The sequence below is a fragment of the Vibrio sp. 10N.261.46.E11 genome (assembly GCF_041472735.1).
GTDB lineage: Bacteria > Pseudomonadota > Gammaproteobacteria > Enterobacterales > Vibrionaceae > Vibrio.
The window spans coordinates 22,568-41,771 of record NZ_JBFRQW010000068.1; the positions used below are offsets into that span (position 1 = coordinate 22,568).

The window sequence follows — 19,204 nt, forward strand, 5'->3', positions numbered from 1 at the left end:
CTAGAAAAGTCATAAGGTTGATGTGAAAGCATCAACCTTTTTTATTGGGTGAATCACATAACTCCCCGTCATTCCCGACAAGGAGGAACGACTGAGTCGGAAATCGCCTTTCTTTTGCATACTCCCATAAAAATGAAGCCCGCATCAATTGTTTGATACGGGCTTCATAATTAATGTGCTAGGACGTTACTTATAGAGAGAGTTACTTATAGAAAGACTCATCCAAGCCAGCACGTGTCAGTAGGCCATCACATGGCGCAAAGCGATCACCGTACTTCTTAGCAAAGTCGTTCATCATCTCTACCAATGACTTAATACCGATCTGATCCATATAACGGAACGGACCACCTAGGAATGGAGGGAAACCGATACCGAAAATAGCACCAATATCGCCATCTCGCGGGCTACGGATAATGCCGTCATCCAAACAACGAACCGCTTCGTTGAGCATCGGTAACACACAGCGCATTGCGATGTCGTTATCGCTTAGCTTAGGTTCAGGTTGTAGCTTAAGCAGCTTGTAAACTGACTTATCGACTTCTTTCTTCTTACCTTTGTAAGTGTAGAAACCTTTGCCACTCTTACGGCCTTTTCGGTTGTCATTCAACAGAATGTCGAACACATCAGGGCCTTGGAAACGTTCGCCTAATTCATTAACCAGAATCGGGATAATCTTCGCACCGATATCAACGCCGACCTCGTCTAACAAAGTAATTGGGCCAACCGGGAAACCAAAGTCCAACAATGTGCTGTCGAGCTTTTCAATCGGCTCATTTACCAGTAACAAATGCGCCGCTTCATTCATGTATGGAGCAAGAATACGGTTCACATAGAAACCTGCCTTATCTTTAACAACAATCGGTGTTTTGCCTTGCTTTTTCGCTAGTGCAACCACCGTCGAAATAGTCTCTTCTGACGTTGTTTCATGAGGGATCACTTCAACTAACGGCATTTTTTCTGCCGGGCTGAAGTAGTGAAGACCGACCACATTTTCTGGTCGCTGCGCCTTCTCTGCAATCTTATGGATCGGCAGTGAAGACGTGTTGGTCGCAAAGATAGTCTCTGGCTTGGCATTGGCTTCAATGTCCGCAACCATCGACTGCTTAAGGTCGAGATCTTCAAACACCGCTTCAATCACTACATCTGTGTGGTTAAAACTCGTAAAGTCGATACCACCAGACAGCTTAAGCATCTTACTTTCAAGGCCAGCACGGCTCAGAATACGACGCTTACGCTGCTTATCGAACAACTTGTAATTGTAGTTCAGCGCGTTCAAGACACCATCATTTGATACATCTTTAATACGAACCGGTACTTTTGCTTTAGCTACGCTGACATGGCTGATACCTGCGCCCATAAGACCACCACCCAACACACCAACGCGCTTAACCGCTTTCGGTTCTGCATCTGCACCGTGTTCTTTCTTCATTTCAGTCGTTGCAAAGAAGATTGAACGAAGCGCTTTTGACTCTGAAGTCATAACCAATTCAGAGAAACGCTTCGCTTCGTACTGAAGGCCTTTTTCAAAGCCGTTTTCTAGGCCATAACGAATCACATCAAGAATCGCATCGGCTGCTGGGTAGTTACCACGAGTTTTCTGATTGGTCTTCTTCGACGCTTGTTCAAAAATCACTTTACGGCCAAGGCCATTACGTGAGATCAGTTTCTCTTTAGTCGAAGCTTGGCTTTTAGATGCCAGACGTTTACCTTTTTTGCTGCCCGTATTCTTTTCAACAAAGCTCTTAGCGACTTCAAGCAAGATAGTTTCTGGCACACAAGCATCCACAACGCCGAGCGATTTCGCTTTTTTAGCGCGCAACTGCTTACCCGTAAGAATAAGATCAAGAGATGGCAGTAAACCGATAAGACGAGGAAGACGCTGCGTCCCACCAGAGCCGGGTAACAGACCGAGCTGAACTTCTGGCAAGCCAAGGCGAGTCTTATCTGAATCAGTACATACGCGGTAATCACACGCCAGAGCGAGCTCTAAGCCACCACCTAAACATGGACCGTGAATCGCTGCGACTACTGGGTAGGGTAGATCCGACAGAGTTTGGAACATCTCCTGCCCCTGACGAGCAAGAGATTGCGCTTCATCTGCTGTCTTGCAAGCATCCAGCATTCGAACATCAGCCCCCGCAATGAAGTTATCTGGCTTCAATGAATGAACGATTAAACCCTTAACTCGGCTTTGCTTTTCTTTTAGTTGCTCGAAAATGGATTTCATTTCTTCAGCAAAAGCCGCTTGTAGTGTGTTCATTTTCTCGTTTGGCACATCGATCGCAAGCCATGCAATATCTTGGTCATCGATATTTAAAGAGAATGCTGTCGCTTTCTTTTTGGTTGATTCAGTCGCAGACGTTGTATCTGGTTGAGCGACTGTTTCTTTTTCTGTTGTTGCATCAAGAGTCGTAGACATTATTCTACCTCCAAGATCATTGCCGCACCTAAACCACCAGCTGCACAAGCAGTGTTCAGTGCCAAGCCGCCACCGCGACGTTTCAGTTCACGCAGTGTTTGAGTCATCATGCGCGCACCAGTCGCAGCAAACGGGTGCCCGTAAGCAATTGAGCTACCCAGCACGTTAAACTTCTCCATATCAATCTCACCGATCGCTTTGTCACGGCCAAGATTCTTCTGAGCAAACTCGTCACTTGCAAACATTTTGACGTTCGCTAGAACTTGGGCTGCGAATGCTTCGTGCATCTCGATTAGAGTTAGGTCTGATAATTCTAGTCCTGTGTTCTTCAATACTTGAGAAGTCGCGTACGTCGGCCCCATCAGCATATCCGTTTCAACACCAATCGCTGAGAACGCGTAACCACGAATGTAACCAAGTACTTCTAAGCCTAGCTCTTTCGCTTTTCCTTCGCGCATCAACATCACTGCGGCACCGCCATCGGTGAGAGGCGTGGCATTGGCTGCCGTTACACTGCCGTATTGTCTGTCGAATGCTGGGCGCAGTTTAGCGTAACCTTCAACCGTCGAGTCGTGGCGAATGTTGTTGTCTTCTGCTAGGTACTTTTTGTAAGGCGCCGGGAACGCCGTCATTACTTCGTCTTTGATCTTGCCTTCTTTCCATGCCTGAGAAGCCAAAGAGTGAGAACGGTGAGCAAGTGCATCTTGAGCTTCGCGAGTAATTCCGTGTGTCTTCGCCATCTGCTCAGCCGTTTGTCCCATGGATAAACCAGTCGAGTATTCAGCAACGGCTGGCGGCACTGGCATAAGATCTTTGACTGAAAGCGTTTTAAGAATTTTCAGCTTTTGACCCATGGTCTTGGTTTTACTCAGCGCTAATAGATTTGCCGCTAACTTTTTCGAAACACCGATTGGCAATACAGAAGACGAATCCGCACCACCCGCAATACCAACATCAATCGTGCCAGCCATAATGCTCTCGGTCACGTTGACTGCAGCTTGGAAGCTAGTCGCACATGCACGCGTCACACTGTAGGCATCGGTATTAATGTCCATACCTGTACCCAATACGATTTCACGTGCAATGTTCGGTGCTTCTGGCATTTGCACTACTTGGCCGAACACGACTTGTTCGATAAGCGCAGGATCGACATCAGTTCTTGCAAGCATTTCGCTCACCACCATTTTGCCTAGGTCAACCGCAGGCACTTGGCTAAATTCTGTGCTCTGACGAGCGAATGGGGTTCGTAGTCCAGCGACAACGGCAACACGTTCTCCAGAACGCGTTTTGACTTCCTGTTTGCCCATGGTTTCTCCTTAAAGTTAAGAGGTCTGACCTGAAGTATTGTAAACAAGTTGTTAACTAAATCAAACGGGCGTTTAAATAAACGTGATACGGGTATCCCACTGCTTGAAAATCTAACTGCACATTCAGGCGAACCTTTTTGAGGGAAAGGTTGTCGTAAGATACTAAACTATTGCAAGCAAAGCTCTTATCGCTATGTGAGGAATGGTTTTCTTAAGGCAAAAAAAACCACACAAAACTGTGTGGTCGGAATGTATATAAAGCAATTAACTTAACGCCAATTGAAATAATCAGTTTCCTGATTAGGAGAAAGTAAAGTCAGCCTTCAAAAGGAAGTGTCGTCTTGCTCAACATGCTAGCCACGAATGACTAACTAGACGACAAGGTGTACTATAGCTTGTTCGAGGCCTTAGATTTTGAAGTAGATCAATTTTAATGTGATTTTACGATTTCCTGCCGATCGTTAGCTCTAAAAATATAAAAACGAAGCACAACGTATAGAAGACAGCTATACGCAGAGCAATTATGGAGGCTCGTGTGTCAATAATAAAAATGTTTGGAAAGAAAACAGCCAAGCGTCCGGTCAACTCTGATATGGACAAACAAAGAAAATACGAAGCACTCGTGCGTGCCTATCATCGTGACCTCTTTCGCTACGCCTACTGGCTATGCAAAGACAAAAGCATTGCCGAAGACTTAGTACAAGAGACTTGCCTTCGTGCATGGAAGTCACTCGATAGCCTTCAAGATGAAAAAGCCGCGAAATCTTGGCTGATTACCATCTTGAGACGCGAGAACGCTCGACGTTTTGAACGCAAACAGTTTGATCTGGTTGATATCGACGATCACGGTAACGATGCTAGTGTCAGTGATGACCCGCACCATCAGCACCAGTGGTTACAAGCCCAGATCATGAAACTTGAAATCGATTACCGTGAACCTCTCTTCTTACAAGTGATTGGTGGTTTTAGTGGTGATGAGATTGCCGATATTCTCGATCTCAACAAAAACACGGTGATGACACGTTTATTCAGAGCTCGAAATCAGTTGAAAGAGCTGTTGGATACAGAAGAGGCAGAGAGGGGGCAACATAATGGATGATTTGGAATTTCGTCGTCGTGTATTGTCGGAACCTAAACAACGTACACAAGACATTATTGATGCAGCTGCGAATAGCGAAACCAATAGCAATTTCTTAGACGATGTACTATCGCTTGATAAGCAGATCCATTCAGCATTGAATGTGGATGTGCCAGACGATCTCGCAGATCGTATTCTGTTCAATCAGACCTCAAGCGAAGAAAGCAAAGTAGTAAGGCCTACTTTTGCTCGACGAGCGATGGCAATGGCTGCTTCTGTGGCGTTTGTTGCCGGTTTACTCGTTGGCCAAGTTAACTGGGGAAATGCGTTAGTCTCTCCAGCTCAAGCAAGCTTGGCGGATACTGCAATGAAACATGTTGTTGATGAAAAGAGCTTCGTTAGTGCACTTGATGAAAATGTATCATCTCAACAAATCAACGCAAAAATGAACCCGTTTGCTTTTCAGTTTGATGAAGCCTTCCCTTACCACGTCTATTACCTGAACCACTGTGGTTTTGGCAAATCCAACGCAATGCACATGGTTTTCCAAGGCGAAAAAGGCAAAGTCACGCTGTTTTTAACTGGCATTCCGACTGACAAGTCTATCGACTTTGATGAAAAAGGCATGTCAGGCTCGGTAACACCGATCGATGGTAGCAGTTTGATCCTTGTAGGGGAAGATGGCGAGGATGTCTCTAAAATCGCCGAAAAGCTGACAAAAATGATCAAACCGATGAGCTAATTCGCACTCAAAGCCCCGTCACAAAAGGCCCAGCAACTATATTCTTGATATTGCTGGGCTTTATTTATAGATAAACAGCACAAACATTCACCAAGCTAATAACTCTAGAGTTAAAACTCTAAAAAACAGCATTTCTCTCCATTTTCGTGCCAGATAGGCGTCATTTCCATAATTTTCCACTCAAAATTTCCAATGGTCGGATTTGTATATCGTATACTTGCGAATAGGATCAGCCACCATTGAGCAATTGCTCAAATTAATCGCCCTGTAGAGGCGGATATATAAAGGAATAAATGAATGACTACCAACAACACGCGTCTGTTTAAAAAGTCTCTTTTAGCAGTAACAATTACACTGGCGTCTTCGCAAGCGATGGCAGCAGGTTTCCAACTTAACGCACAATCAGCAACCGGCATCGGCCGTGCTTTTGCTGGTGATGCAGTAATCGCAGATAACGCGTCAGTAATGGCACGTAACCCTGCAGCAATGGCACTATTTGATAAAACTGAGCTATCTCTTGGTTTTGAAAGCATCACTTCAATGATTGAAGTCAACGACGTTAACTACGTTGGTGGCAAAGTGCCGGTAAATAATACTGATGATGTAGGTGACACATCAATCGCACCTAACATCCACTTAATCGTTCCGGTAAATGAAAAATTTGCTTGGGGTATCAATGCCTACTCAAACTTCGGTACTAAAACAGAGTTTGACAACAACTACCCAGCAGCAGAATACGGCGGCTTAACGGATGTTAAGAGCGTTAACTTTGGTCTTGCAGGTTCTTACCGACTAGACGACCAATGGAGCTTCGGTGCAGGTTTAGACCTTATTTATGGTCAAGGCACGATGAAGCGCACCTCTGGTGTAGGTATGCAAGCTGGTGGAGTTCCAGTTGGTACTCCTTTATTAAACGTCGACAAAGCTGATGGTTGGGCTGTTGGTTTTAACGTGGGTACCGTGTATGAGCTAGATGAAAACAACCGTTTTGGTCTATCTTACCGTTACAGCCCTGAAATCACCGCTAAAGATGACAAGGGCCAAGAAATCACGCTGCCACTACCAGACATCGCTGAATTCTCTGGTTTCCACAAAATTGAAGATACTAAGTTCGCAGTTCACTACTCTGTACAGTGGATCGGCTGGGGTGACTTCGACCAGATCGAATTCCAAAACCTATCTCAAGGTGCGATCAAAGGTGCTTACAATAAAGAATACAAATGGCAAGATGGCTGGCACTACGCAATTGGTGGTACCTACTACCTAAACGATACGTGGACACTACGTACCGGTTATATGTATGACACCAGTGCACAAGACGAACTGACGTCTATTTCTGTTCCAGATTCTGACCGTCAGTGGTTCTCTGCTGGTTTCACTTACCACATTGATACCGCTTCAAACGTAGACTTCGGCTTTACATACTTGTTAGGTGACGACGTGAAGGTTTCAGAAAACTCTTCAAAGACGCCACTAACAGCGACAACACATGCTGATGCAATCCTATTAGGTCTTCAGTACAGCCGCAGTTTCTAATATAAAGTTAGCTATAATCCCATAAGGGTCGCGTTGTGCGACCCTTTTTTGTTTGCCTAAACCACTGACTAACCTAAATTTAAGCTTACAACTGTAGCCTGCAGAGCAAATATACAGCTACAGGTGTACGCTCAAACCTCGCAACACAGCCGAAACATTTAGATGATTTCTCTAATAATTAAACATTTTTTCTCATTTAATACCTAAAACACTGTTTTATTCGAATTTCATTTTTAAAGTAATAACTCTAAACGTAGAATCACGCCACTAAATACGTATGATTCAGCGAACATAATAATGAAAATGAATAAAACTCTTCTCTCTTCTGCAGTGGCAGTTGGATTACTTTCGACTTCTACCGTAACTAACGCGGCAGGTTTTCAACTAGCAGAATACTCAGCAACAGGCTTAGGCCGTGCTTACGCTGGTGAAGCAGCAATGGCTGACGGTGCAGACGCACAATGGCGTAACCCTGCAATGTTAACTTACCTAGAAGGCACTCAGGTGTCTGTTGGTGGTATCTACGTAGACCCAAATATTGATATTGAAGGAACTTCTACAACTCCTCGCGGAAAAACAACATCTAACTCTAGTGACTTCGCGCACAGTGCTTTTATTCCAAACTTTTATGTTTCTCATAAGTACAACGAAAAATTTGCGTTAGGCTTTGCTGCTGGTACTAACTACGGCATGGCTACGGACCTAGGTAAAGACTTCGGCGGTGCAAACCATGGTAACGAAGCAAGTGTGACTACTATGGAGCTGAACCTGAATGCTGCATACCAAGTGCTAGAGAGTGTTTCTATTGGTGGTGGCGTACGTTACATCATGGCTGAAGGTAGCTTTGGTGCGACTGCTGCTTCTACTTTACCGGTGGGAACAACTCTGAAATACATGGAAGGTGATGACAAGGCATGGGGCTGGCAAGTTGGTACCGCTTGGGATATTAATGAAGACAACCGCCTAGGCTTCACCTACAAATCAGAAGTTGACCTGACTCTAGAAGGTTACGCTAAAGGTTTTGGTTTCAACCCAACAAAACCAGAAGCACACAAAAGTGGTTCAATGGATCTCGCTCTTCCGGCAACAGCTGAACTTGCTAGCTTCCACCAGCTGACAGACACTGTAGCGGTTCACGCAAGTATTAACTGGACGAACTGGAGCAGCTTTAAAGAACTTGTTGCTGATTTCCCTGGCGAAAAAAGCGTAGAGATCAAGCAAGAGAACTGGGAAGACAACTACCGTTTTGCAATCGGTACTACTTACCAAATGACCCCTAAACTAGTACTGCGTTCTGGTATTGCCTACGATACTTCAGCGGTAAGCGAAGAGCACCGTACTGCGACGATCCCAGAAACAGACCGCACTTGGTTAAGTATTGGTGCGGGCTACCAATGGTCTGAGCAGCTAACTCTGGATGCTGGCTTCACTTACATTCTAGCGAAAGATGCGAAAATGCATGAAAAAGACCCAAAAGCAGATTACTTTGGTGGTAGCTTCGAAGGCGAAGTTTCAGGCAGCATCTGGTTAGTCGGTATCCAAGCCAACTACCGCTTCTAAGTTTCTTACCGACTTCCCGAAAAGTAGATAAAGTCAAAAGCATTAAAAAGGCTCGATGTTGAATTAACATCGAGTCTTTCTCTATCTGCTTATCTAAACTTTGTCTCTAGTAATCTTCGAGATAGTCATCAATGAAATCTTCTTCCTCAAGATCAACCTTTTCAGGCTCAACCTCAGCTTTGAAATCTTGACGTTGGATGTAAATATCACGAGTCAATGCATATGGATCAGGAGAGTCATCTAGTAAGGCTTCTTGCGAGGCCAACTGAGCACGTGTTTCCATACCCTCAAATGCCCACTTTCCTAGTTTTGCCCAAAAGGTAAACATAGACAAAGGTACGTATAAACTATCCACTTGCTCTGTCACTTGACGAGTCGTCACAGGGCCATAGCCAGGTAACATAAAATACGGCCCATTCCCTACCCCATAGTGACCAATCGCATCAGAAAACGACTTTTCGTCATACTTGGTGATCCCCGCTTCACTGGCAATATCAATCAGCCCCAAAAGACCGAAGGTAGAGTTAATCCAAAAACGGTTGAAATGATCGAGTGCTTTCCCACCATTACCCATAATGAGATTGTTGATCATACTCGATGGCTCATCTAAGTTGGATAGAAAATTGGAAATACCAGATCGCACAGGTACAGGAGTATAGCCAACATAAGCGAGGGAAACAGGACGAACTAGATAAGGATCGAGATACTCGTAGTTGATCTCCCACATCGCTCGGTTAAAACTTTCAAAGGGGTCATTCGGATGGGACTCTTCGACGTATTCTGAGGTTTCGAGAGTATCACCGGTATTGCTTTCACTTGGTACGCTGGAGCAACCCACCGTTAAGCTTGCAATGAAAAGTAAACCCGAGAGTCTTAAAACACTGATAGACATAGCACCTTTTCCATAAGGAATAATAACAAAGGCCAGCAATCGCTGGCCTCAATTGGTTGCGTAAGTCTATACCGTTTTTCAATAAATCGGAATAGCTAACACCTATGCAAAGTAATGATTAATATTGCTTATTGATATCGATAGTGACGGGCTCACCGAGCTCAACCACTTCACTTTCACCGTACCAATCACCGTCTCGAGTTGAAACGTTACCATCCGTATCAAGCCTAGCTCTAACCATCAAAGTTTCAAGGCTAGACAGTTTCTGCCCTTCCAACATGCTATTGCCATCATCAAGAACGACAGTACGAGGGAAAGTTCCTAGCGGATAACGAGCCGCAGCAATCGGCATTGGTGAACCGTCTGCTCTGTGAACTGATACCACTAACACTGAACTAGGGGCCGCATTCACATCACCTGATAACTCAAGCGTTACAGCAACAGTTTTGCCTTGGTCCACGCCCATAGCATTGCCCATTTTTTTCTGTGCACTTTCGATACTGCGCGACAACATTTCGTAGCGACTGTCTTTTGGACCAATCATCTGTTGCATGATGCTCCAGTACTTAACAGCACCAGGGTAATCTTGACGCTCAAACGCATCGAACGCTAGCAACGAGAACACACGAAGATCAACATAGTCGTTTTGAATCAAACGGCTCAAAATCAGACGAGCTTGGTTTTGATCCGCTTCATCTGGTGAAAGCATCAATGCTTGTGCATAACCTAGCTGAACATCTTCATTTTTTGGCTCAAGCTTGTAAGCTCGCTGCATCGAATCTTTCGCAGTCTCAGCATCGCGGTTAGCCAATGCAATACGACCTAACAGTAACCAACCTGTCGAATCTTTTGGTTGATAATGCAGACGAGTACGAAGTGCCAGAGTCAAATCTTCTAGTTCATCATCCGTTAATGCACCACCTTCCGATGACATTAGCTTCTTAGACAATTCAGGAAGGTTCGAACTCACTTCTTGCCAATGTTGAACTTTATCCAACGCACCAAACTGAAAGTACATACCGTATGTCACAACCACGACTAAAATAATCGATGGCACAACGACACCCAACGTTGAGATTTGGGTCTTCTTCATCTCTTGCTGCGCAGGTACATCATCAAGTAGAGACTGCTTCAAATCAGCGATCAGCTCTTGTTGATTATCAACAAGGCCCTCTTCTGCTTCTACTTCTAGCTCAACGAGACGATCTTTATAGAATGCTTTGTTCAACTCGTCGCGAAGCATTTCATCATTGTTCGCCTTCTTATTAATGAAGGGCAGAACAATTAAGAAAATTGCCGCTAGCGAAAGGATAATGGTAGAAATCCAAAATAGAGTCATTACTTCTTATCTCCGTCGTTCTCTTCATCGAGTAACGCTTTTAAACGAGCTTCTTTGTCTGCATCCCAGCCTTTATCTGACTCTACTGCTTTCGACTTTGACTTTCGGCTTCGTAAAATGATCAAACCGAAACCAAACACGACTACCGCAAACGGACCAATCCAAAGGATTGATGTTGCTAATGTGAGTGGTGGGTTGTAAGTAACAAAGTTACCGTAGCGAGCAATCATGTAATCAATAATGTCTTGCTTCGACTTGCCATCTTTTGTCATCTCATACACTTTTTGGCGTAAATCGACCGCAAGCTCTGCGTTCGAATCACCAATGGTGTTGTTCTGACATTTAGGACAACGCAGCGTGTTGCTAAGCTCTTTGAACTGCTGCTCTTGATCAACGGTATCAAATTCATGAAATTCGATAGGCGCAGCAGAAACAGTCGCTGAGATTGCAAACGTAGCGAACAGAGTAATCAGTGCCTTCTTAATCATTTCGCTTCCTCCAACAACTCTTGGTACATCGGCTCAAGCGTCGATGCCCAGTTAGTTGGGTTCACGTCACCAACATGGCGGTAACGAACCACGCCGTTAGCATCAATAAGGAAAGTCTCTGGAGCACCATACACACCAAGGTCAAGACCTAGCATGCCATTACCATCGAACAAACTGATCAAGTATGGATTGCCCAGCTCTTTTAACCAACCAACCGCTTTATTGCGATCATCTTTGTAGTTAAGGCCAATAATCTTAACGCCTTGACCCGCTAACTTATTCAAATAAGAGTGCTCTGCATAACAAGTAGGACACCAAGTCGCCCACACATTAAGAAGCAGTGGCTCACCTTTAAAGATAGCTTGATCATGAAACTTACCCGGTTGCTCTAAGTCTTCTAAACCAAACTCAGGTACTGGCTTACCAATCAATACAGATTCAAGTTTAGTCGGGTCATCACCCGACTGGTTACGCATCAATTGAGTCGCAAAGATTCCAGCTAGAACCATGAACGCAATCAATGGAATGAATAAAATCTTCTTGTTCATTCGAATTAAGCCTCCTGCTCTTTAGCCGACTTTTTCGTTGGCTTACGGAAACGGTAACGACGGTCACTGATAGCAATAACACCACCAATCGACATGATCAGAGAACCCGCCCAGATCCAACGTACAAACGGTTTGTAGTAGATACGAACAGCCCAAGACTTGTTGTCGTCCAAACGCTCACCCATTGCGATGTATAGGTCGCGTGTTACGCCACGGTCAATCGCCGCTTCTGTCATCATAGACTTAGCAGTAGTGTAGAAACGTTTTTCCGCGTGAAGCGTGTTGATGTATTTGCCCTCTTTAGTAATTTCAAAGTCAGCAATGTAACCATCGTAGTTAGGACCATCTTTGTCACGAACCCCTGTAAACAGGAAGCTGTACTCTTCAAGTTGGTAGCTTTCACCAGGTGCTAAGCGTACGTCACGTTCGATGCTGTAGTTTTGCACCATCGCAATACCAATCACTGTCACAGCCAAACCAATGTGACCACACATCATCGCCCAGTGGCTACGAGGTAGTTTAGTCAGGCCTTTCAGGAATGTATGACGGTGTGTCGCACGCTCATGAAGCTCAAAGCCATGCATGAAGATGATCCAAAACGCCATGACCCAACCAGCAAAAGCGGTACCGCTGAAACGGTCAGCCAGCATCGTCACCATTAGCACACTTAAGCCCAATGAGAATGCACCCGAGATCAGCATAGGTTTAACGAGCTTAGATAGGTTGTCACGCTTCCAACGGATCAGAGGACCGATACCAAGTAAGAACGAGAACGGGGTCATTAACCAGAAGAACAACATATCAAAGAACGGTGCACCGATAGATACCGAGCCCAAGCCTAACTGTTTATGAACTAATGGCAACAAGGTACCGACTAACACAACCACAAGTGCAGCAATCAATAGGATGTTGTTGCCGAGTAGCGCGTTTTCACGAGAAACCAAATCGAAGTTACCACGGACACGAACCGATGCGCCTTTAACAGCAAACAACAACAGTGAACCACCGATAACGAACACTAGGAAACCTAGAATAAACATACCACGAGCCGGATCCGACGCGAACGCGTGAACCGATACCAAGATGCCCGAACGAACTAAGAACGTACCTAGTAAGCTTAGTGAGAATGCAGAGATAGCAAGCAATACTGTCCAAGCTTTAAACGTGCCACGCTTTTCTGTTACCGCTAGTGAGTGCATCAGAGCAGTACCAGCCAACCAAGGCATGAATGAAGCGTTTTCTACTGGATCCCAGAACCACCAGCCACCCCAGCCAAGTTCGTAGTATGCCCACCATGAACCTAGAGCGATACCTACTGTTAGAAATAACCAAGCAGCGATTGTCCAAGGACGAGACCAACGAGCCCATGCCGTATCTAAACGACCGCTCATTAGAGAAGCGATTGCGAAAGAGAACGCAACGGAGAAACCAACATACCCCATGTAAAGCATTGGCGGGTGAATAATCAAACCCGGATCTTGCAGTAGTGGGTTCAAGTCACGGCCATCAACAGGGAAGAAAGGCAGTGTACGTAGGAACGGGTTAGACGTTACGATAATGAACAACAAGAAGCCGACAGTAATCAAACCCATAATCGCCAGTACGCGAGCCACAGACTCTTGAGGCATACCACGACTAAACGTAGCAACTGCTACCGTCCAACCCGCTTGGATTAGAACCCAAAGCAGTAGTGAGCCTTCATGAGCCCCCCAAACCGCAGTGATTCGGTAGTACCAAGGCAGTTGGCTATTCGAGTTACTTGCTACGTATTGAATCGTAAAATCATTAGTGTAGAACGCGTAACACAATATAAAGAACGAAATCGTTAGGAATCCGAACATACCCCACGACAGCGGTCGTGCACTGTTCATCAATAATGTGTTGTTTCGAGCGGCTCCATACAGTGGGAGCACGCTTAGCAGCAGTGCAAGTCCCAAAGACAGGATCATCGCAAAATGGCCGATCTCGGCTATCATTGAGCATTTCCTTCTTTTTGTTCAGTCGTGTATTGCAAAGGCTCATGAGTTTTCTTCATTGCTTCAGCAACTTCAGAAGGCATATATTCTTCGTCGTGCTTTGCCAACACCTCAAACGCTTCAATTGTCGTGGCATCCTTAAGGACACCTTGAGCAACAATACCTTGGCCTTCACGGAAAAGATCAGGAAGGATGCCATCATATAGAATCGTCACTTTAGGGCCTACATCAGCCAAATCGAAGCTTACACGCAATGATTTATTGTCACGGCTTACAGAGCCAACTACAACCATGCCACCAATACGTAAGCGTTGACCCACTTCAGGTTTTTTACCATCTTTGCCGTTGACGAGCTCGGTTGGTGTATAAAACAGATCCATGTTCTGGTTAAGTGCATAAACCATCAATCCAACAGTTGCACTGATACCAAAAAAGATCGCTAAGATAATGCCTAGCCTCTTTTTGCGTCTTGGGTTCATAGAGTGTTCTCCATATTTTTTGCTGCATCAATACGAGCTTGACGGTCAATCTTAGCTTGTACTTCATTTAATAATTGCTTACCACGACGAACGCTTACGACCAGTAAAATGATCATCGCGAGGAATGTGATTCCAAATGCACTCCATACATATGAGGCGTAGCCACCCATGGCAAAGAAATCACTCAGAGATTCAAAATACATAATTACCTACCCTACTAAGCTTTTTTAGCCGCTAGTTTGCGAACCCATGGACGATGACTCTCTTTACTGATGATTTCGTTTCTAAAACGCACCATAGTCACAGCACCAAAGAAAAAGGCAAAACCGAAGATGTTAAGAAGAAGCGGCCATAGCATATCACTTGAAATAGAAGGCTTATCAAACTTAGTAATTGTCGCGCCTTGATGGAGTGTGTTCCACCACTCTACTGAAAAGTGAATGATAGGTAGGTTAATTACACCAACGATCGCCAAAATACCGGCTGCTTTTGCTGCGGTTTTTTGGTCGTCAAACGCGTGGTGAAGTGCAATCACACCTAAATATAAGAATAGAAGAATCAGCTCTGAAGTTAAACGTGCATCCCAAACCCACCAAGCCCCCCACATTGGTTTACCCCAAACTGCGCCAGTTAATAACGCAATAAAGGTAAATACAGCACCGATAGGCGCCATAGCCAACGCAGCCATGTCTGATAACCTTACCTGCCATACCAAACCGATAAAGGCAGCAATTGCCATCGACATGTATACACCCATAGACCAAATTGCAGACGGAACATGGATATAGATGATTCGGAAACTATCGCCTTGCTGGTAATCCGAAGGGGCAAATGCAAGCCCCCATACAGTACCGGCGGATAGACACAATAGCGCTAGGATCGAAAACCATGGCAAAAGTTTACCAGCAAGCTGATAAGAGGTTTCTGCTTTGGCGTAGGGATGGAGCCATTTCCACATGTTGTAATCTCACTCTTACTTCATATTGCTTACAGCTATAACAGCTATAATTATTATAATTTATTTGGCTTACTGCTGCTTTCAGTGACTCTAGGAGTTTGAAGGCTTTAAATCGTTCACTTTGAACATGCAAAGTGCTGGTGAGTGCTTAGTTAACCTTAACCAAGTAATTAACTAGTTAACACTCACTCTCAGTGCTGCACTGATGGCAAATGGGGTGAGCGTCATCGCGCCCATTAACATTGCCCCTAACACAGCTAATTGTCCGTTATACGCAACGCCTAGTGCTGCGGCATCAATCGCTGATGTAGCAAATATAAGAATTGGGATATACAACGGCAAAATAAGCAGACTTAGCAGCACACCACCTTTTTGTAATCCAACCGTTAGAGCCACACCAATCGCACCAATAAAGCTTAATGCTGGCGTACCAACCGATAACGTTAAGACCACCGATAGCCAAGTATCGAAATCCAAAGACAGCAGTACCGCTAACAACGGACTGATCAGTATTAATGGTAACCCTGTCAATAACCAGTGTGCTATGACCTTAGACAAGACTACCAACTGCAACGGGATGGGCATCAACATCATCTGCTCAAGCGCGCCATCTTGAAAATCATCACGAAACAAACGCTCTAAAGAGAGCAAAGCAGAGAGCAAAGCCGCTACCCAAACAATACCCGCAGCAATACGCGCAAGTAGGTTTGGCTCAGGGCCGATACTCAATGGGAAAAGGGTGATGACAATAATAAAAAACCACAGAGGGTTAAAGATATCGGCTTGGCGACGAAATGCGATCAATAGCTCACGTCGGATGATCGTTATCATTGAAGAGATCATATTACTCACCCAACTTTATTTTTCTTAGTTTCGGGCTATCAGCAAACATATCCTGGTGTGTGGTTAATAACACAATGCCACCGTTATCTGCATGCTGAGAAAAAAGAGACTCCAGAACCTTAACACCCTGCTTATCTATTGCAGTCAGTGGTTCGTCTAAAATCCATAACATTTGCTTACTCAACCACAGGCGAGCCAATGCCACACGGCGCTGTTGCCCCGCTGAAAGTTGCCCTGCTGGTACGTCTTCTCTACCAGCAAGCCCTACTTGAGCCAATGCATTGTAAAGTTCATCCTTACTCGTTCCGCTACTGTGAATCGATTGATAGAAGCTCAGATTCTCATAGGCACTAAGCTCACGCTTCACACCGGTTTGATGCCCCAAGAAAAGCAAATTTTGGTGATACACATCTCGACTCGACTCAATAGATTCGCCATCCCAAGAGATGGTGCCGTCATCGCGATCGCCTAGCCCAGTGATAATCCTAAGGAGTGTCGTTTTCCCAGTACCGTTACGACCTTCAACTTGAACCAGTTCTCCGGGTTTCAATTGAAAAGACAACGATTCAAACAGAACCCTGTCGTCACGAATAGCAGTTAAATTTGAGACTTCTAGCATAGGTAAATTTAGTCGAGTAATGAGAGGGCTATAGTAGCACACCAATAAGGTGACAAAACAGGACTAGGCCTTTTTGAAAGAACAAACTCCGTAAGAAACTGTTACCACCGCATCACAATTTACACATTTTCACAAACAAACAAGATATTGCATTAGATACAAATACTTACAAACATCATTCTATATAGATATAACAGGCATAAAAAAAGAAGCCGAAGCTTCTTTTAAGAGAGTTGCGTGATAAACATCAATTACTTATTACGCAGTAAGCGCTCAATTTAACGACGTCGAGTCGGGTTTCTGCGATCACGAGGGGGTGCAGGTTGTTCGTCATACGGTGAAGGGTTACTTCTTAACGAAGGAATTTTTTCTTTACCTGCGAGCTTATTCTGCAGAGACATCATCAGCTCAGCTTCCGCTTTAGGTAGTTCACACTCTTCGATCAGTTCGTTTATCCCAGCACCAAGCTGAACCATTTTTGTTGCACGCGTATACAGACGCCCGTCGGTGTCCGCATGTTCCAACTCGACAATACGTTCATTCAAATGCTTTATCAGATCTTGCTGTTCAGTCACTTTCTGGCCAAGACCAACCACAACAGAGCGAACCTCGAGTAATTGCTTACTCGACTTTTGAAGCTCTTTGTCTAAGTTACGAACTTGCAGGCGTGACTTATCTATCTGCTTTTGAATCGCACTTTTTACTTTGCTAATCAAAATCACAATGAATAACGTAAAAACCCCAACGCCAGATATCAGAGCGACAGGGCTTAAAGGAAGCGCTTCAAACATTACAGATGAGCCATCTCATCCCACTCATCTTCGCTTAGTAGTTTGTTTAGATCTACTAAGATAAGCAGCTTACCATCACGGTTACTAACACCTTGGATGAACTTAGCACTTTCATCAGTACCAACACTTGGTGTTGTGTCGATTTCAGAAGAACGCAGGTAAACCACTTCAGCAACGCTATCTACTAGGATGCCAATTACTTGGCGCTCAGATTCAATAACGATAATGCGAGTGTTATCGGTGATTTCACCTTGCATCAAACCAAAGCGAGAACGAGTGTCAATAACAGTAACAACGTTACCACGCAGGTTGATAATACCTAAAACGTAGTCTGGAGCGCCCGGTACTGGAGCAATCTCGCTATAACGCAATACTTCACGTACTTGCATTACATTGATGCCGTAAGTTTCTTCTTCTAGTTGAAATGTTACCCATTGAAGCACTTCATCATTAGTTTGATCTTTTCTTACTTCAACTTCACTCATATGAGACATAGATAATCCTCTTGCCGTCGTTACCGACCACTATTATTAACTTGATGCTTATTGTTATATCAATCGTAGTAAATAACTGTTCATCCTAGCTTGTTAAAGTGCTCGATAACAGCGTTAGAATTTTTGATAGTAGAATAACTACTTATCAAAAAATTTCCGCCTTATTCTCAAGCCTTTTTCCTACACTATTTTTGTGCACTTACTTACTGTGATTGGTATTAGCCCAATGATTTTACGTCTAGCCCTGCATTTAGCATGGCGGTTAATGCTTCAACATGGATCAAAGCACACATTTTTTCTTTTACCATACCAGCGAGCCATGGCCGTTTCCCTGCCGTTTCTCGCCAGCGTACTTTATCTGTATTAAGCAGTTCGGTACCTTTGAGCTCTGTGCTCGCAAGCCCCCACAAGCTTTCGCCAAGCATGACTATATATTGATAGTTATCTTTATAATCATCACATAATAGCTTTTCAGGCATTACCCATTTTGCGGTATCGACCACATCCAGCTGACTATCACGATTAGTTTGCAACCCCAAATACCAAGCAGGTTTACCAATAATATGACTTACCTCTTCAAGGCGATGGATCCCCCCGAGTTCATCAAGTGGCACCGCAAACGTCACACCGTTCACATCAAAATACAGTACTTGAAAGTCTTCAGTTCTAGCCGTCGTTTCCCAAGATGTCAACTGACCGGCTCCTCCGGCTTGGGTTTCAAGTTCGGCAACTGGATCGATTTGAGGAGATTCAAGATCGAATTCAGCCGCCTTAACTTCAAAATATTCAGTTACGGGCACTTCAGTTTCAAGCGCTTCAGCTTCGACGACCCGTTCGCTTTCAACGGCTAATTCTGGTTCAGGAAGATCCCAATCTTGAATTTCAGGGTCTACAGTCACTTGAACAGACTCAACTGCAGCATCAAACATTTGCATGTCTGCCTGCTGAGCAATTTGCTGCGTGTTCTGATCCATCAACTCATCTAGATTCAGCTCATCAACAACATTCGTTGATTCTAACCGACTCAGAAGTTTCTGAACATCCTCAAGATTAGGCACTTCAAATTCTGCGGCGCGTATTTCAGCGTAGCTTGAATAATGACTTGTCGTTAATTGTGGCTCTGGCTCTGGCTCTG

At 44.6% G+C, this 19,204-nt stretch carries 19 protein-coding genes; 4 read left to right on the forward strand and 15 right to left on the reverse strand.

Annotated features, from left to right (window positions below; genetic code table 11):
* Positions 1 to 202: 202 nt before the first annotated feature.
* Positions 203 to 2,419, reverse strand: coding sequence for a fatty acid oxidation complex subunit alpha FadJ (fadJ, locus tag AB4407_RS18945; protein WP_372121626.1), 2,217 nt, complete (start codon positions 2,417 to 2,419; stop codon positions 203 to 205).
* Positions 2,419 to 3,726, reverse strand: coding sequence for an acetyl-CoA C-acyltransferase FadI (gene fadI, locus AB4407_RS18950; protein ID WP_372121627.1), 1,308 nt, complete (start codon positions 3,724 to 3,726; stop codon positions 2,419 to 2,421). The genes fadJ and fadI overlap by 1 nt, the downstream gene beginning before the upstream one ends.
* A 550-nt stretch (positions 3,727 to 4,276) precedes the next feature.
* Here fadI and AB4407_RS18955 point away from each other — a divergent pair.
* From AB4407_RS18955 to AB4407_RS18970, 4 genes are all read left to right on the forward strand, one after another.
* A complete protein-coding gene (locus AB4407_RS18955) occupies positions 4,277 to 4,825 on the forward strand; it encodes a sigma-70 family RNA polymerase sigma factor (protein ID WP_017060646.1) in 549 nt (182 codons plus the stop codon).
* Positions 4,818 to 5,546 (forward strand): DUF3379 domain-containing protein, encoded by a 729-nt coding sequence (locus AB4407_RS18960; protein ID WP_372121628.1) that lies wholly within the window; start codon positions 4,818 to 4,820, stop codon positions 5,544 to 5,546. Before AB4407_RS18955 ends, AB4407_RS18960 begins: the two co-directional genes overlap by 8 nt.
* 297 nt (positions 5,547 to 5,843) lie before the next feature.
* A complete protein-coding gene (locus AB4407_RS18965) occupies positions 5,844 to 7,082 on the forward strand; it encodes an outer membrane protein transport protein (RefSeq protein WP_372121629.1) in 1,239 nt (412 codons plus the stop codon).
* Positions 7,083 to 7,379: 297 nt separating this feature from the next.
* The gene (locus AB4407_RS18970; RefSeq protein WP_372121630.1) at positions 7,380 to 8,642 is read left to right on the forward strand and encodes an outer membrane protein transport protein; all 1,263 of its coding nucleotides are present in this window, start codon (positions 7,380 to 7,382) and stop codon (positions 8,640 to 8,642) included.
* A gap of 106 nt (positions 8,643 to 8,748) precedes the next feature.
* Here AB4407_RS18970 and AB4407_RS18975 read toward each other — a convergent pair whose 3' ends face one another.
* The 13 genes from AB4407_RS18975 to AB4407_RS19035 form a co-directional block, all read right to left on the reverse strand.
* Positions 8,749 to 9,534 carry a VacJ family lipoprotein gene (locus AB4407_RS18975; protein ID WP_372121631.1) on the reverse strand — a complete coding sequence of 262 codons (786 nt, stop codon included), beginning with the start codon at positions 9,532 to 9,534 and terminating at the stop codon, positions 8,749 to 8,751.
* A 118-nt stretch (positions 9,535 to 9,652) separates the two neighbouring features.
* The gene (gene ccmI / locus AB4407_RS18980; RefSeq protein ID WP_372121632.1) at positions 9,653 to 10,873 is read right to left on the reverse strand and encodes a c-type cytochrome biogenesis protein CcmI; all 1,221 of its coding nucleotides are present in this window, start codon (positions 10,871 to 10,873) and stop codon (positions 9,653 to 9,655) included.
* A complete protein-coding gene (locus tag AB4407_RS18985) occupies positions 10,873 to 11,361 on the reverse strand; it encodes a cytochrome c-type biogenesis protein (RefSeq protein WP_372121633.1) in 489 nt (162 codons plus the stop codon). The genes ccmI and AB4407_RS18985 overlap by 1 nt, the downstream gene beginning before the upstream one ends.
* Positions 11,358 to 11,909, reverse strand: coding sequence for a DsbE family thiol:disulfide interchange protein (locus AB4407_RS18990; RefSeq protein ID WP_009848522.1), 552 nt, complete (start codon positions 11,907 to 11,909; stop codon positions 11,358 to 11,360). The genes AB4407_RS18985 and AB4407_RS18990 overlap by 4 nt, the downstream gene beginning before the upstream one ends.
* 5 nt (positions 11,910 to 11,914) lie before the next feature.
* A complete protein-coding gene (locus AB4407_RS18995) occupies positions 11,915 to 13,885 on the reverse strand; it encodes a heme lyase CcmF/NrfE family subunit (RefSeq protein ID WP_372121634.1) in 1,971 nt (656 codons plus the stop codon).
* On the reverse strand, positions 13,882 to 14,364 hold the full coding sequence (ccmE, locus tag AB4407_RS19000) for a cytochrome c maturation protein CcmE (protein WP_372121635.1): 483 nt from the start codon (positions 14,362 to 14,364) through the stop codon (positions 13,882 to 13,884). Before ccmE ends, AB4407_RS18995 begins: the two co-directional genes overlap by 4 nt.
* Positions 14,361 to 14,567: a heme exporter protein CcmD gene (gene ccmD / locus AB4407_RS19005; RefSeq protein WP_009848525.1), complete on the reverse strand. Its 207-nt coding sequence runs from the start codon at positions 14,565 to 14,567 to the stop codon at positions 14,361 to 14,363. Before ccmD ends, ccmE begins: the two co-directional genes overlap by 4 nt.
* A gap of 14 nt (positions 14,568 to 14,581) precedes the next feature.
* Positions 14,582 to 15,322, reverse strand: coding sequence for a heme ABC transporter permease (locus AB4407_RS19010; protein WP_372121636.1), 741 nt, complete (start codon positions 15,320 to 15,322; stop codon positions 14,582 to 14,584).
* 174 nt (positions 15,323 to 15,496) lie between these two features.
* Positions 15,497 to 16,165, reverse strand: coding sequence for a heme exporter protein CcmB (gene ccmB, locus AB4407_RS19015; RefSeq protein WP_372121637.1), 669 nt, complete (start codon positions 16,163 to 16,165; stop codon positions 15,497 to 15,499).
* Between the two features lies 1 nt (position 16,166).
* The gene (gene ccmA / locus AB4407_RS19020) at positions 16,167 to 16,784 is read right to left on the reverse strand and encodes a cytochrome c biogenesis heme-transporting ATPase CcmA (protein WP_372121638.1); all 618 of its coding nucleotides are present in this window, start codon (positions 16,782 to 16,784) and stop codon (positions 16,167 to 16,169) included.
* A gap of 278 nt (positions 16,785 to 17,062) precedes the next feature.
* A complete protein-coding gene (locus AB4407_RS19025) occupies positions 17,063 to 17,575 on the reverse strand; it encodes a DUF2802 domain-containing protein (protein ID WP_372121639.1) in 513 nt (170 codons plus the stop codon).
* Positions 17,575 to 18,069, reverse strand: coding sequence for a chemotaxis protein CheW (locus AB4407_RS19030; protein WP_009848530.1), 495 nt, complete (start codon positions 18,067 to 18,069; stop codon positions 17,575 to 17,577). Before AB4407_RS19030 ends, AB4407_RS19025 begins: the two co-directional genes overlap by 1 nt.
* A gap of 218 nt (positions 18,070 to 18,287) precedes the next feature.
* On the reverse strand, positions 18,288 to 19,204 hold a 917-nt coding region (locus AB4407_RS19035; protein WP_372121640.1), incomplete at its 5' end, for a chemotaxis protein CheW.